Origin of the sequence: Nonomuraea sp. CA-143628 (assembly GCF_050942315.1) — a bacterium.
Lineage (GTDB): Bacteria > Actinomycetota > Actinomycetes > Streptosporangiales > Streptosporangiaceae > Nonomuraea.
Window position 1 is genome coordinate 2,799,901 of sequence record NZ_CP192072.1, and the last position, 14,241, is coordinate 2,814,141.

Annotated in this window: 11 protein-coding genes; 7 read left to right on the forward strand and 4 right to left on the reverse strand. The window is 70.8% G+C overall.

What is annotated here, in order from left to right; genetic code table 11:
* The first annotated feature begins 33 nt into the window (after positions 1-33).
* Positions 34-471 carry a hypothetical protein gene (locus ACQP2T_RS13165; RefSeq protein ID WP_433516425.1) on the forward strand — a complete coding sequence of 146 codons (438 nt, stop codon included), beginning with the start codon at positions 34-36 and terminating at the stop codon, positions 469-471.
* Positions 472-793: 322 nt separating this feature from the next.
* Here the strand turns inward: ACQP2T_RS13165 and ACQP2T_RS13170 are convergent, their stop codons facing one another.
* Complete coding sequence (locus ACQP2T_RS13170; RefSeq protein WP_433516426.1) at positions 794-1,867, reverse strand: hypothetical protein; 1,074 nt, start codon at positions 1,865-1,867, stop codon at positions 794-796.
* 191 nt (positions 1,868-2,058) lie between these two features.
* Between ACQP2T_RS13170 and ACQP2T_RS13175 the strand changes: the two genes are divergently transcribed.
* From ACQP2T_RS13175 to ACQP2T_RS13185, 3 genes are read left to right on the forward strand one after another with little or no spacing between them, the layout of a single operon-like run.
* The gene (locus ACQP2T_RS13175) at positions 2,059-2,529 is read left to right on the forward strand and encodes a GbsR/MarR family transcriptional regulator (RefSeq protein ID WP_433516427.1); all 471 of its coding nucleotides are present in this window, start codon (positions 2,059-2,061) and stop codon (positions 2,527-2,529) included.
* Complete coding sequence (locus ACQP2T_RS13180) at positions 2,526-3,446, forward strand: ABC transporter ATP-binding protein (RefSeq protein ID WP_433516428.1); 921 nt, start codon at positions 2,526-2,528, stop codon at positions 3,444-3,446. Before ACQP2T_RS13175 ends, ACQP2T_RS13180 begins: the two co-directional genes overlap by 4 nt.
* Positions 3,443-5,083 carry an ABC transporter permease gene (locus ACQP2T_RS13185; protein WP_433516429.1) on the forward strand — a complete coding sequence of 547 codons (1,641 nt, stop codon included), beginning with the start codon at positions 3,443-3,445 and terminating at the stop codon, positions 5,081-5,083. Before ACQP2T_RS13180 ends, ACQP2T_RS13185 begins: the two co-directional genes overlap by 4 nt.
* Before the next feature lie 65 nt (positions 5,084-5,148).
* Here the strand turns inward: ACQP2T_RS13185 and ACQP2T_RS13190 are convergent, their stop codons facing one another.
* From ACQP2T_RS13190 to ACQP2T_RS13200, 3 genes are all read right to left on the reverse strand, one after another.
* On the reverse strand, positions 5,149-7,773 hold the full coding sequence (locus tag ACQP2T_RS13190; RefSeq protein WP_433516430.1) for a Tex family protein: 2,625 nt from the start codon (positions 7,771-7,773) through the stop codon (positions 5,149-5,151).
* 27 nt (positions 7,774-7,800) lie between these two features.
* Positions 7,801-8,964 carry an amidohydrolase gene (locus tag ACQP2T_RS13195; protein WP_433516431.1) on the reverse strand — a complete coding sequence of 388 codons (1,164 nt, stop codon included), beginning with the start codon at positions 8,962-8,964 and terminating at the stop codon, positions 7,801-7,803.
* A 75-nt stretch (positions 8,965-9,039) separates the two neighbouring features.
* A complete protein-coding gene (locus ACQP2T_RS13200) occupies positions 9,040-9,474 on the reverse strand; it encodes an RpiB/LacA/LacB family sugar-phosphate isomerase (protein ID WP_358178117.1) in 435 nt (144 codons plus the stop codon).
* 389 nt (positions 9,475-9,863) lie between these two features.
* Between ACQP2T_RS13200 and ACQP2T_RS13205 the strand changes: the two genes are divergently transcribed.
* From ACQP2T_RS13205 to ACQP2T_RS13215, 3 genes are read left to right on the forward strand one after another with little or no spacing between them, the layout of a single operon-like run.
* Positions 9,864-10,943 carry a DUF917 domain-containing protein gene (locus ACQP2T_RS13205; protein WP_433516432.1) on the forward strand — a complete coding sequence of 360 codons (1,080 nt, stop codon included), beginning with the start codon at positions 9,864-9,866 and terminating at the stop codon, positions 10,941-10,943.
* Positions 10,936-12,600, forward strand: coding sequence for a hydantoinase/oxoprolinase N-terminal domain-containing protein (locus ACQP2T_RS13210; protein WP_433516433.1), 1,665 nt, complete (start codon positions 10,936-10,938; stop codon positions 12,598-12,600). The genes ACQP2T_RS13205 and ACQP2T_RS13210 overlap by 8 nt, the downstream gene beginning before the upstream one ends.
* 23 nt (positions 12,601-12,623) lie before the next feature.
* Complete coding sequence (locus tag ACQP2T_RS13215) at positions 12,624-14,240, forward strand: ABC transporter substrate-binding protein (RefSeq protein WP_433516434.1); 1,617 nt, start codon at positions 12,624-12,626, stop codon at positions 14,238-14,240.
* Position 14,241 lies beyond the last annotated feature (1 nt).

Below are 14,241 nucleotides of genomic sequence, written 5' to 3' on the forward strand. Positions count from 1 at the left end.
GAAGCGGCAGCACGTCGTTGCTATGGGGGCAACATGGTCAAGGGTCTCGTCGGCGCGCTCTTGCTGGCCACTTCGGTCGTGGCGGTGGCCGCGGCGCCGTCCGCCGCGTCTCCCGCGGTGGTGGCCACCAACGCGACAACCACCCTCTCCGGCACCGCGAAACCGCACCTGATCAAGTACAAGATCTACTGGGGTCGGTGCAAGGACACCTGCCGTGTCAAGGTGCGGATCACCAACATCTCCCGCCAAACCCTCTACTCCGTCAGCCTGAACGCCCGGCTCAAGATCAACGGCAAGAAGGCCGGGTCGTGCTTCGACTATGTCGGCACCATTCGGGCCAAGCACTCCCGCTGGGGAGGGTGCACCGTCAGATCTCGTACGCTCTCGACCCTGTGGAACCGGTGGCTCGACGGCGACATCCGCTTCGACCGTGACGTCAGCACGGTCGTGCACTACGAGTATTACCGCTGAACAGGGCGCCGGGGGCCGCACCCGGTCCGGCCCCCGGCTGTCAGGAGGTGACCATCAGAGCGAGGCCGATGAGGACCACGACCGGGACGAGCCAGACCACGGCCTCGGCGGCGAACTCCTTGTACATATCGCTGATCTCCCTTGAGACGCCCGTGCGGGGGCGGCGGTAAAACGTCCAGTGCGCAGCATAGCCGCCCGTACCTACTACTCCAGTTGTAGATGGTGATGTTCGTCGTCACTGCCGCGACTTGCCGCTGGTAGCGGACTTGCTCGGGGTGCCCGCTCCGTCTCGCCTTCTGAGAAGGGCGTGGCCCGCCTGTGGTTACCGGTCGTTCTGGGCCATGCGCTTGCGGAGCCCGGCCAGCGACTCGTCCGCCATCAGCGCGGGCAGGCGCGGCGCGTCGGCCTCGATCTGACGGAGCACCTCCGGCTCGGCGCCGTGGAAGCGGCTCCAGGCGCGGACCACCTCAGGCATGGCCGAGACGGCCGCGTCCGTCAGGATCGCCTCGCGCGGCAACCAGGAGGTGAGGAACCGTGAGACTCGGGCCGGACTCCACCACAGGGGCCGATCACCCACGAACTCGACCAGTTTCTCGAACGCCTCCTGCGCTCCTGGCAGGTCCGGCAGATCCAGGAACCGGGACAAGGTGTCGTCGGGCGCCTGCCGTACCGGATCTTGGATGGTCCGCGCACGGGCGAGCGCCAGGGGGCGGACGGCGGGCAGGCTCTCGGCGATCGGTGCCCCCATGACGAGGTCGGTCATCTCGAACGCGTCCAGCACCCGCCCTGCCACCACCGCCGGATCCGCCGACCGCAGGTCCAGGTCGTCGAGGAACTTCGGCTCCTCGACCGCCGCGTCGACCGCCAGGCCGCCGTTGACCTGGTCGATGCCTACGATCAGGACGTGCGGCTCCTTGTCGTCGGGGTAGCGGAAGCGCAGGGCGGCCAGGGTCTGCTCGCCGTAGCGGTCGGCCTTGCCGTACCACGCTTGCTCGCACACCACCTGCCCCATCCGCCCCACCCACTCGGGCAGTCCCCGCGCGGCCTCCCTCCCGGCCTCACGCAGTGTCTCCCGAAGAGTCTTATCTCCGGCCGGCTCCCGCGCGGCCGTCTGCCCGGCGGCCCGCCCCGCCTCATCGCCCAGAGTCTCCATGTCGTCCAGGGTTGCGGCCTCGACGTCGTCCGGGACGGTGGTCTGCACGGTGGCCAGGGCGGCGAGTGTGAGGCGGGCCTCCGGGCTACCGTCTTCGGTCAACTGCCGGACGAGCGGCTGGACCTCCGCTGGGCGCAGTGCGGCCGTGAGCCGGGCCGCCCAGAGCTCGGTGCGCAGTGGTGAGCGCCACCTGAGCAGGTCGCGGGCCTGGGTGATCGCCGTGGTGTACGCAGATGTGCTCACCCTCCGACCGTATCGCCCCAGCGGGCCCGGCTGACTCGCCAAGGGTTGCGCCGGCAGCGGACCCACCTCGACGGCGGGCGACCCTGGCGGCAGGAGCGGACGCGCGGAGCGCTGGACAGGCGCCGACCCTCCTCTGATATGTTTCATACGTTCAGTATGAACTGAACGTATGAAACTTTCGCGGAGGCAGGATGCCGACACAGGATGAGCTCGAGTTCGTGGACCACTTCGGCCTGTTCTTCGAGACCGCCGGCGGCAGCCGTACGGCAGGCCGGATGTTCGGGTGGTTGCTGATCAGCGATCCCCCCGAGCGGTCGATCACCGAACTGGCCACCGAGTTGCAGGCCAGCAAGGCGTCGATCAGCACGGTGGTACGCCAGATGCAGCAGGCCGGCTTCGTCGAGCGGGTGCCCGCTCCGGGTTCGCGGCAGCACCACTACCGGCTCAAAGAGGGCGGCTGGCTGCAGATCGCCCAGGCCCGGCTGGGCTTTCTGACCACCGGCAAGGACTTGACCCGGCGTGGCATGAAGCTGGTCTCCGGTGACCCGGCGCGACAGGAACGGCTGCAGGAGTTCGCCGACTTCCTCGGCTTCATGGAGAAGGAGTACGGCGACGAGATGATCCGTCGCTGGGAGGCCTACCGCAGAGGAGAGCGGTCATGACGACGGATGTGATCGCGGTTTCCGGCTTAGTGAAGCGATTCGGCCGGGCAACGGTTCTGGACGGACTGGAGCTGAATGTCGCGCCTGGCGAGGTGCACGGCTTCCTCGGCCCCAACGGTGCCGGGAAGACCACCACGGTTCGTGTTCTGCTGGGCCTGCTGCGCGCCGACTCCGGCGGCGTTCGCCTGTTCGGCGCCGACCCCTGGGAGAGTGCGGTGGCGTTGCACCGCAAGCTGGCCTACGTTCCCGGCGATGTGAACCTGTGGCCGAACCTGACAGGTGGTGAGGTGATCGACCTGTTCGGCCGCCTGCGCGGCGGTGTCGACCGGGCTCGCCGCGCCGAGCTGCTGGATCGGTTCGGCCTCGATCCGAAGAAGAAGAGCCGCACCTACTCCAAGGGCAACAGGCAGAAGGTCGCGCTGATCGCCGCGTTCGCTTCTGACGTGCCGCTCTACATCATGGACGAACCCACATCCGGTCTGGACCCGCTGATGGAGGCGGTGTTCCAGGAGTGCGTGCTCGAGGCCAAGCAGGCGGGCAGAACGGTCCTGCTCTCCAGCCACATCCTGGCCGAGGTGGAGGCCCTGTGCGACCGGGTCAGCATCGTCCGCGACGGCCGGACCGTCGAACACGGCACCCTGGCCGAACTGCGCCACCTGACCCGGACCAGCATCACCGTTGAGACCGCCACCCCGCTGAGCGGCCTGGCCGACCTTCCCGGTGTGCACGATCCGTCGGTGAACGGAACCAAGGCCACCCTGGCCGTCGACACCGCCGAACTGGACCATGCGATGGGATACCTGCATCGGTTCGGCATCCGCTCCCTCGCCTGCGCGCCTCCGACGCTGGAGGAGCTGTTCATGCGCCACTACGACCGCTCCTCCGGCGGGCCTGCGGATCAGGTCGGAGCGGCATGATGAGCACCGCCCCTCTCCTTGTGCCCCGCCGCGCGTCCTTCGCCGAATCCGCGTTCGCCGGGACGTGGGCCGCTGTACGGCTCATCCTGCGCAGGGACCGGATCCTGCTCCCGGTGTGGATTCTCGGTCTCGCCGCGATCACCTCGAGCACCGCTGCCGGTGTCATCGGGCTGTACTCCTCGGCGGCCGACCGGCAGGAGTGGGCCGACGGAGTCGCGGGCAACCCGATGGAACTCGCGCTGGTCGGGCCGATCTTCGGCTCGAGCAGCGGCGCGATCACCAGCTGGCAGGTCGGCGTGCGAAGCCTGCTCGGCGCGGCGCTGGCCGGCCTGCTCATGGTCATCAGGCACACCAGGACCGAAGAGGAGACCGGCCGCCGAGAGCTGCTCGGCTCCACGCCGTTCGGCCGCCACGCTCAGCTGGCCGCGGCGCTGCTGGTCACTGTGGCGGCAAGCTGCCTGGCGGGTCTGCTGACGGCGGCGGCGCTGGCCCGGCTGGGTCTTCCGCTCGCCGGAGCACTCGCGCTGGGAGGCGCCATCGCGAGCATGGGACTGTTCTTCGCCGGGGTCGGCGCGGTCACCGCTCAGCTGTCGGCCGGCGCGGGTTCCGCCCGCGGGATGGCTCTCATCGTGCTGGCCGTCGCGTACGTGTCGCGCGCGGTCGGTGATGCTGGCGGCGACTCCCCTCTGTCCTGGCTGTCGCCGTTCGGCTGGGCGCACCGGGTCCGGCCGTTCGCCGGGGAACGATGGTGGGTCCTACTGCTCCCCGTGATCGCTACGGCGCTCCTCGCCGGCGTGGCCATCGCGCTGTCGGCGCGCCGGGACATCGGCGGAGGTCTGATCGCGTCCCGCGAGGGCCCGGCCACCGCGTCCAACAGCCTGCGCGGTCCGCTCTCCCTCGCCTGGCGGCAGCATCGGACCGGCCTCGCGGGCTGGGCCGTCGGCTTCTGCTGCGCCGGGTTCGCCCTGGGCGGCATCGCGCTGAGCGTCACCGAGCAAGCGGGCCAGAGCGAGCAGCTCCAGGAACTGATCGCCTATCTTGGCGGCGAGGGCCGGCCGGTGGACGGCGTCTTCGCGCTCTTCGTGTACATCCTGGCGCTCGCCGCGGGAGCCTACGGCGTGCTGGCGGCGCTTCGGCCACATGCCGAGGAGGCGTCCGGACGGGCTGAACCGATGCTGGCCGCCCCAGTCGGTCGCGTTCGGTGGCTGGGCGGCCATCTGCTCATCGCGGCCATGGGCTCGGCCGCCCTGCTCGCCGTCCTGGGCCTGGCCACCGGCCTCACCTACGGCCTGGCAAGCGGCGATGTGCCGGGGGAGCTGGCGCGGATGCCGGCCGCCGCGCTGGCGTACGCCCCCGCGGTCTGGGTCATGATCGGGATAACCGGTGTGCTGTACGGCGTGACGCCACGGGCCGCCACCGCGGGTGCCTGGACCATTCTCGTGCTCAACGTCCTGGTCTTCTTGATCGCGCAAGTGCCGGGGATGAATCCCTCGATCGCCTATGCCTCGCCATTCATCAACGTCCCGAAGCTGCCCGCCGCCGCGCTGTCCGTCAGCCCTCTCGCAGTGTTGGTGCTCATCGCGGCGGTGCTGGCGGCGGGTGGGTTGTTCGGCTTCACCCGCCGCCGCATCATGTGACGGACCGGGCCGGCACGCGGCACCTGATCAGATCCAGATGGATCCGATGGCTGCGCGACTGAAGGTCACTTCGAGCTGCGGTCGTCTCCGGTCAGGCCGGCCTTGCGGAGGGCTTCGGCCATGGCGCCCGAGGGGGCCGGGCGGCGTGCGCCACCGCCGCGCTGTCCGCCCTCTCCACGACCCCGCTGGCCGCCGTCACCGCGCTGACCGGCGTCGCCCCGCCCGCGCTGACCGCCGTCACCGCGACTGCCGCCACCTCGCGCACCGTCCCCGCGTCCGCCGGACCCAGCGCCTCGCCCGCCATCCTCACGCCCGCCGGGCCCGTCACCGCGACCGCCGTCACCGCGCGAGCCGCCTCGGGGTCCGCCGTCGCCACGGCCGGCCGCTGCTCCACGTCCGCCGTCTCCGGCGGCCCCACGACCCGCCGCGCCGCGCCCGCCGTTTCCGCCCGACGCGCCGCCCCGGGCACCGCTCGCGCCCCGGCCGCCGTCTCCGGCCGAGCCGCGGCCCGCGCCGCCCTGGCCGCGGGAAGCGCGGCCGTCGGAGGTGGTCTCGTCGTCCAGGCGCAAGGTCAGGGAGATGCGCTTGCGGGGGATGTCGACCTCGAGGACCTTGACGCGGACGATGTCGCCGGGCTTGGCGACATCGCGGGGATCCTTCACGAAATTTCGGGACATGGCGGAGACGTGGACCAGGCCGTCCTGGTGTACGCCGACGTCCACGAACGCGCCGAAGGCGGCCACGTTCGTCACCACGCCTTCCAGGATCATCCCGGGCAGCAGGTCGGAGATCTTCTCCACGCCCTCCTTGAAGGTCGCGGTCTTGAACGCCGGTCGCGGGTCACGGCCGGGCTTCTCCAGCTCGCGCAGGATGTCGGTGACCGTGGGCAGGCCGAACGTGTCGTCCGTGAACTCCTGCGGCTTGATCGCCCGCAGCGTCGCCGTGTTGCCGATCAGCGTCTTGAGGTCGGTCTGGACCGAGCCGAGGATGCGCCGGACCACCGGGTAGGCCTCGGGGTGCACGCTGGAGGCGTCGAGCGGGTCGTCGCCGCCCGCGATGCGCAGGAAGCCCGCGCACTGCTCGAACGCCTTGGGCCCGAGCCGGGCCACGTCCTTCAGGGCCGCGCGGGTCTTGAAGGGGCCGTTGGAGTCGCGGTGGCGCACGATGCTCTCGGCCAGGGTGGCGCCGATGCCCGACACGCGGGTGAGCAGCGGCGGCGACGCGGTGTTGACGTCGACGCCCACGGCGTTGACGCAGTCTTCGACCACCGCGTCGAGCGAGCGGGACAGCTTGGTCTCGGCGAGGTCGTGCTGGTATTGGCCGACGCCGATCGACTTGGGATCGATCTTGACCAGCTCGGCCAGCGGGTCCTGGAGGCGGCGGGCGATGGAGACCGCGCCGCGGATCGACACGTCGAGGTCGGGCAGCTCCGCGGAGGCGTAGGCCGAGGCGGAGTAGACGGACGCGCCCGCCTCCGATACGACGATCTTGGTCACCGACGGCATGTGCTTGACCAGCTCGCCGGCCAGCTTGTCGGTCTCGCGGGAGGCGGTGCCGTTGCCGATGGCGATCAGCTCGACGCCGTGCTTCTGCGCCAGCGCCCCCAGGACGGCCAGCGACTGGTCCCACTGCCGCTTCGGCTCGTGCGGGTAGATGGTGGCGGTGTCGACGACCTTGCCGGTGGCGTCGACCACGGCCACCTTCACGCCGGTGCGCAGGCCCGGGTCGAGGCCCATGGTCGCGCGGGTGCCGGCGGGGGCGGCCAGCAGCAGGTCGCGCAGGTTGGTGGCGAACACCCGCACCGCCTCGTCCTCGGCCGCCTGCCACAGCCGCATCCGGATGTCGATGCCCAGGTGCACGAGGATGCGGGTGCGCCAGGCCCAGCGCACGGTCTCGTTGAGCCAGCGGTCGGCCGGGCGGCCCTGGTCGGAGACGCCGAAGCGGGAGGCGATGCGCATCTCGTAGTCGGGGCTGTCGTCGGGCTCCAGCGTGACGGAGAGGATCTCCTCCTTCTCGCCCCGGAACATGGCCAGGATCCGGTGCGAAGGCAGCTTGGTGAACGGCTCCCCGAACTCGAAGTAGTCGGAGAACTTCGCCCCCGCCTCCTCCTTGCCCTCACGGACCGTGGAGATCAGCCGGCCGCGCCCCCAGAGCTGCTCGCGCAGGCCGCCGATGAGGTCGGCGTCCTCGGCGAAGCGCTCGATGAGGATCGCTCGCGCGCCTTCCAGCGCGGCGGCCCCGTCGGCGACGCCCTCGGTGATGAACGTCTCGGCCAGCGCGGCCGGGTCGAGCGAGGGATCGGCGAGCAGCTGGTCGGCCAGCGGCTCCAGACCCAGCTCGCGGGCGATCTGCGCCTTGGTGCGCCGCTTGGGCTTGTAGGGGAGGTAGATGTCCTCGAGTCGAGCCTTGGTGTCGGCCGCCATGATCTGGGCGCGCAGCTCGTCGTCGAGCTTGCCCTGGGACTCGATCGACTCCAGGATCGCCGTCCTGCGCTCCTCCAGCTCGCGCAGGTAGCGCAGCCGCTCTTCGAGCGTGCGCAGCTGGGCGTCGTCGAGGGCGCCGGTGACCTCCTTGCGGTAGCGGGCGATGAACGGCACGGTCGCGCCGCCGTCGAGCAGCTCGACGGCCGACAGCACCTGCCCGTCGCGTACGCCGAGCTCTTCCGCGATCCGCTGGTGAATAGAGAGCACTTGCCTGCCTTTCGATGGTCCCGCCGGTCAATTGTGCAGGACGGTGCCGTCTTTCATGACCAGAGTGCGCGCCGGGTGCGTGATCACGGCCTCGGCCGCGCCGCTCGCGGGGACGACGACGAGGTCGGCCCGGTCGCCTGGAGCCAGCCCGTAGGCGTCGAGGCCGAGCACCCGGGCGCCGCCGTAGGTGGCCGCTTCCAGCGCGAGCTCGATGTCCTCGTCCCTGCGGAACGTGCTGCGGTAGGCCACATGCATGGCGCGCTCGAGCATGTCGCCGCTGCCATAGGGCCCCCACAGGTCGCGGATGCCGTCATGACCGCAGGCCACCGTGACGCCCGCGGCCCGGAGCTTCTTGATCGGCGGCACCGGGAAGCTGTAGACGGCGGCCGTCGCCAGCGCCACCCCGGCCTCGGCGAAGCCCTGGGCCAGGCGATCCTGGTAGCCCTCGTCGACCTGGCCGAGCGCGTAGGCGTGGCTGACCGTCACCCTGCCCCCCAGCCCGAGCACTCTGGTGCGCTCGGTGATGAGCTCCAGCTCCCAGGCGCCGAGCGAGCCGCCGTCGTGGAGGTGGATGTCGAGCCGCGCGCCGTAGCGCTCCGCCAGCCCGAAGACGAGGTCGAGGTGACGCACCGGGTCGCGGTCGATGCCCGCCGGGTCGAGCCCGCCGACCGCCTCGACGCCGCTCTTGAGCGCCTCTTCGAGCAGCTCCGCCGTGCCGGGGTTGGTGAGCACGCCGTGCTGCGGGAAGGCGACCTGGCGCACGTCGATGGGCGAGCCCGCCGCCGCCTCCCGCACGGCCTCCACGCCGCGCAGGCCGGCCAGCGGGTCGATGTCGGTGTGCGTACGGACATGTGTGGTGCCGTAGGCGCTCATCCGCGCCAGCAGCGCGGCGACGCGTTCGACGCTCGGCACGCCCAGCTCGGCGCGGCGGCCCAGGTCGTTGCCGATGCGACCGGCCAGCGTGTCGGCGGCCGAGTGGGGCACCCAGGGCCCTCCGTAGAGGGTCTTGTCGAGATGGCAGTGAGCCTCGACGAGGCCGGGCAGCACGAGGCCGCCGGTGACGTCGAACGATTGCGCCGCGGGCGCGTCGATCCCGGCCGCGACCCGCTCGATGCGGCCGTCGCGGACGAGGATGTCGGCAGGCGCCTCGTGACCCCACGGCCGCCCGCCGTGGAGGAGCACATCCGTCATGCCCAGCACCCTAAAGGGCGGCACCGACGTTTCCGCGATTCCGCCCAAGGTCATTTCCCGTACGGCGGGTCGCCGTCAGATGGTGTCGAGGTGGGAGACGTTCGCCTGGTCCGTGGCGTCCGTGCTCGGTACACCGGCCAGCCAGGCGTCGAGGATCTCGTCGAGCACCACCTCGGACGTCAGCCGCAGGCTCAGCGCCAGCACGTTGGCGTCGTTCCACTTGCGAGCCCCGCCGGCCGTGTAGGCGTCGACGCAGAGCGCCGCCCGTACGCCGGGCACCTTGTTCGCCGCGATCGAGGCGCCCGTGCCGGTCCAGCAGCACACGACCGCCTGGTCGGCGCGTCCCTCGCTCACGTCGCGCGCGGCGAGCTCGGAAGCCCATGCCCAGTCGTCGCGTTCCTCCGGGTTGAGCGCGCCGTGCGTGACCACCTCGTGGCCGCGCGTACGCAGCAGCTTCACGACACGCTCGGCCACGCCGTCCAGACTGTCGGTCGCCACCGAAATCCGCATGCTCGCTCACCTTTCCGGATATGTCGGGACGGCGCCCATGCCGCCGCCACCATGGCACCCATGCCGCCAACCATGGCACCTGTGCCGCCAACCGTGCCCACATGCCGCCACCACGGCACGCGTGCCGTCGCCACCTCGGCGCCTATGCCGCCGCTACCACCGCAAATATGCCCGCCACGAGCTTCGCCGCGCGGAGCCGGATCGCGCAATCGGATCGCGCACCCGGTTCGCCGACTTGAGTCGGTCTCCGTGACCGGTTCGCCCACTTGAGTCGGCCTCCGTGACCCCGGTTCGCCGACCTGAGCCGACGGTTCACAGACCTGAGTTGGTCCTCGTAACGCTGACCTGACTGGCGCAATGAGTGGCTATGTGCTTGGTTGTGTCGCCATATGACCATCGACATCAGTGACATTCCCGCCCTCGCCCGGGGATGCGCCGTGCTGGGCACCGGAGGCGGCGGGGACGTGCGTACCGGATCGCTGGCGGCGATCCGGGCGATCCAGACGTACGGCCCGGTACCGCTCATCGAGCTCGCGGACCTGCCCGCGGACGCGCTGGTCGTGCCGCTGTCCGGCATCGGCGCGCCGACCGTCAGCCACGAGATGATCCACGGCGAGGACGAGCCCAAGCGGATCGCGGAGGAGATCGAGCGGATCTTCGGCCGCCCGCCGTCGGCGATCATGTCGTCGGAGATCGGCGGGGCGAACGGCGTCGCGCCCGTCGCCTGGGCCGCCCAGCTCGGCCTGCCGCTGCTCGACGCCGACGGCATGGGGCGGGCGTTTCCCGAGGTGCAGATGGTGTCGATGTACGTGGCGGGGCTGCCGGCCGACCTCGTCATCATGTCCGACATCGTGGGGAACATCGTGACGATCCGCCCCATCGACGGCCTCTGGTCCGAGCGTCTGGCGCGTGCCGTCTGCGTGGCGGCGGGCTCGCACGCGCTGATGGCCGACTACGTGCTCACCGCCGCACAGGCGCGCGGCGCGGTCATCGAGGGTACGGTCACCCGCGCGCTGGCCGTCGGCCGCGCCACCGAGGGCGTGGCGGAGCCGTTGCGCGCCCTGGCGGAACGTCTCGGCGCGGCCCGGCTGATCACCGGCAAACTGACGGACGTCGAACGGCGCACCACCGGCGGGTTCGTCAGGGGTACGGCCACGATCGAGGGCACCGGTGACGACCGGGGCCGCACGCTCACGCTGGAGCTCCAGAACGAGAACCTCGTCGCTCTCGAGAACGGCCGCCCCAGGGCCATGGTGCCCGACCTGATCACCGTGGTCGACACCGAGACGGCCGGCGCCGTACAGACCGAAAGCCTGCGCTACGGCCAGCGCGTCACGGTGCTCGCCTGGCCGTGCGACCCGCTCTGGCGGACGCCCAAGGGGCTGGAGACGGCGGGGCCGCGCGCGTTCGGCTACGACCTGGAGTACGTGCCGATCGAGGAGCTGGCGAAGGGGGAGCCGCGTGGCTGAGGGCGCGCTGCGGATCGGGATCGACGTCGGCGGGACGAACACCGACGCCGTCGTGCTGGACGCCGCCGACCGGGTGGTGGCGAAGGCCAAGCGGCCGACGACGCCGGACGTGACCGAGGGATTACGGGCGGCCCTGGACGCGGTGCTGGCAGACGTGGCCGCGTGGGAGCGGATCACCCGGGTCATGCTGGGCACCACGCACGCGACCAACGCGATCCTGGAGCGCAGGAACCTCGGCCGGGTGGCCGTGCTCCGGCTCGGCGCGCCCGCGACCACCGCTGTGCCGCCGCTCTCCGACTGGCCGGACGACCTGCGCAAGGTCGTGTCCGCCGGTGAGGTCATCGTGCCGGGCGGTCACTACGTCGACGGCCGCGAGATCGGCCCGCTCGACCTCGGCGCGATCCGCCGGTTCCTGGACGGTGTACGGGCCGACGCCGTGGCGGTGACCGGGGTGTTCAGCCCGGCCAGCGCCGACCACGAGCGGGCGGTCGAGGAGCTGGTCCGGGAGGAGTACGGGCTGCCCGTCTCGGTGAGCCATGAGATCGGCTCCCTCGGGCTGCTGGAGCGGGAGAACGCGACCGTGCTCAACGCCGCCCTGTACGGCGTGGCGGCGCATGTGACCGAGGCCCTGGTGACGGCGCTGGCCGAACGGGGGCTGGGGGCGCGGCCGTACCTCGCCCAGAACGACGGCACGCTCATGACGGTGGCGCACGCGGCGCGGCTGCCGGTGTCCACGATCGGCTCCGGACCGGCGAACTCGCTGCGCGGGGCGGCGTTCCTGTCGGGCGTACGCGACGCGATCGTGGCCGACGTGGGCGGCACCTCCACGGATCTGGGCGTGCTCGTCGGCGGCTTCCCGAGGGAGTCGGCGGCGGCGGTGGAGATCGGCGGGGTGCTGACGAACTTCCGGATGCCGGACATCCTGGCCATCGCCCTGGGCGGCGGCACCGTGGTCCGGATGGGCGGGGGCGGAGCGCGGGTGGGGCCGGACTCGGTGGGGTACCGCATCGCGGAGGAGGCGCTGGTCTTCGGCGGCGCCACGACGACGGTCACCGACGCCGCCGTGGCGCGCGGCCGCGTCCCGGCGAACGCGGCCGACTGGCGCGAACGACTGGAAGCCGCCGCCAAAGCCGCCGCCCACGCCACAGAAGCCGCCGCCCACGCGGCGCGGGCGGGCGAGGCCGCGAAGCGCGCGGAAACGGCGGCGTACGGCGCGGGCGACATGTCGGAAACTTTCCGCGACACTCTGCAAAGCGCGCTGGCTGTCGCGGACGCCATGGTGATCGACGCCGTGGACCGGATGGCGCTCGGCCGAGGCGACCGTCCGCTGGTGGCGGTGGGTGGCGGCGCTTTCCTGCTGCCCGCCGAGATCCCCGGCGTGAGTGGCGTCATCCGGCCCGAGCACGCCGAGGTGGCCAACGCCGTTGGTGCGGCCATCGCCCTCGCGAGTGGCAGAGTCGATACGATCTTGCCTGCGGGCGAAAGCCGGGCAAAGGCGATCGAAAGAGTCAAAGAGGAGGCGGCGGCTCGTGCCGTGGCGGCGGGTGCGGACCCGGCCAGGGTGGAGATCGTCGACCTGCTCGAGGTGCCCCTGAGCTACCTCTCAGAACCCGCGGTGCGGGTACACGTCAAAGCCGCCGGACCTCTGTCCCGGTGACAGATCGAAAGGACTCCCCACCCATGCGCTGGCACAAGCGTCTGCTCGTCGCCGGGGTCACCGGGGCCGTGGCCATGACCGCAACCGCGTGCGCGGGCGGCCAGGTGCGCGGTGCTGATCGGACCCCGAAACCGAGCGCCACGACGAGCGAGTCCGCCGCCGCCACCAAGGCCAACGACGCCACCTTCGTCTACGCGCCCAACCTCGACGTGGTCACCGACTGGGACCCGGCGACCTCGTACTCCAACGAGATCATCGCCATGTCGAACATCTACGAGGGCCTGACCAGGTACAACACCCAGTCGCAGAAGCCCGAGCCGCGTCTGGCCACCGAGTGGACATCGGCCGACGGCGGCAAGCAGTGGACGTTCAAGCTGCGCCAGGGCGTGAAGTTCCACACCGGCGCACCCATGGACGCCGAGGCGGCCAAGAAGGCCATCGAGCGCACGATCAAGATGAACGCGGGCGCCGCCTACATCTGGGGCTCGGTCAAGACGATCGAGACGCCCGACCCGGCGACGCTGACGTTCAAGCTCAAGTACGCGGCTCCGCTCGACCTGATCGCCTCCTCCGGCTACGCCGCCTACATCTATGACACGGCCGCCGCCGACAAGCTCAAGGACGGCAAGACCGACGCCGGCACCGGCCCGTACACCATCGACACCTGGCAGAAGGGCAAGGAGACCGAGCTCACGCTGAAGGCGTACGAGGACTACTGGGGCGGCTGGAAGCCCGAGCAGTACAAGAAGATCGCCTTCCGGGTCACTCCCGAGATCACCACCGCCTGGCAGCTGCTGCAGAAGGGCGAGGTGAACTTCGTCGAGCGCCTCAACCCGCAGCTCTTCGAGCAGGCGAGCGCGGCCCAGGGCGTGCAGACCTCGCAGACGCCGTCCTTCCAGAACCTCCTGCTGCTGTTCAACACCGCCACCGGCCCGATGAAGGACGTCAAGATCCGCCAGGCGCTCCAGCTCGCGCTCGACTACGACGGCCTCGTGGCGGCGCTGAAGGGGGCGGGCAAGAAGAGCACCGGCCTGGTGCCGCAGGGCCTCATCGGCTACACCGCCAACATGGAGCCCAAGCAGGACCTGCCCAAGGCGCAGGAACTGCTCGCGGAGGCGGGTTACGGCCGCGACCTGCCCGAGTTGAAGCTGAAGATGACCTACGCCCAGGGCGACGAGGACCAGAAGCTCCTGGTCACGCTGCTCAGCTCGGCGCTGAAGGAGCTCAACGTGAGCCTGGAGGCCAAGCCGATGGCCTGGAACGCGCAGTGGGACCAGGGCAAGAAGCAGGGTCAGGACATCTTCGTCATGTACTGGTATCCCGACTACGCCGACGCCTACTCGTGGTTCCTCAACGTGTTCAGGAGCGCGGACAAGCCGCAGTTCAACCTCTCCTACCTGAAGAACGCCGAGATCGACAAAGAGATCGACGCGCTGCCGCAGCTCACGGCCACCGACAAGTTCGCCGCCGAGCAGTCGTACTCGACCATCCAGAAGCAGATCATCCAGGACCAGGCCGCGGTGGCGGTGCCGTACGTGCAGACCTACCAGCGCGCGCTGACGGCGGACGTGCAGGGGTACGTCGACAACCCGGCCTATCCCAACGTGGTCTTCTTCTACGATCTCAAGCCCGCAAGCTGAG

What these genes read in the sequence shown, in the direction of transcription:
- ACQP2T_RS13165 (WP_433516425.1), top strand. Translation starts at nt 34, where the DNA reads ATGGTCAAGGGTCTCGTCGGCGCGCTCTTGCTGGCCACTTCGGTCGTG.
- ACQP2T_RS13175 (WP_433516427.1), top strand. Translation starts at nt 2,059, where the DNA reads ATGCCGACACAGGATGAGCTCGAGTTCGTGGACCACTTCGGCCTGTTC.
- ACQP2T_RS13180 (WP_433516428.1), top strand. Translation starts at nt 2,526, where the DNA reads ATGACGACGGATGTGATCGCGGTTTCCGGCTTAGTGAAGCGATTCGGC.
- ACQP2T_RS13185 (WP_433516429.1), top strand. Translation starts at nt 3,443, where the DNA reads ATGATGAGCACCGCCCCTCTCCTTGTGCCCCGCCGCGCGTCCTTCGCC.
- ACQP2T_RS13195 (WP_433516431.1), bottom strand. Translation starts at nt 8,964, where the DNA reads ATGACGGATGTGCTCCTCCACGGCGGGCGGCCGTGGGGTCACGAGGCG.
- ACQP2T_RS13200 (WP_358178117.1), bottom strand. Translation starts at nt 9,474, where the DNA reads ATGCGGATTTCGGTGGCGACCGACAGTCTGGACGGCGTGGCCGAGCGT.
- ACQP2T_RS13205 (WP_433516432.1), top strand. Translation starts at nt 9,864, where the DNA reads ATGACCATCGACATCAGTGACATTCCCGCCCTCGCCCGGGGATGCGCC.
- ACQP2T_RS13215 (WP_433516434.1), top strand. Translation starts at nt 12,624, where the DNA reads ATGCGCTGGCACAAGCGTCTGCTCGTCGCCGGGGTCACCGGGGCCGTG.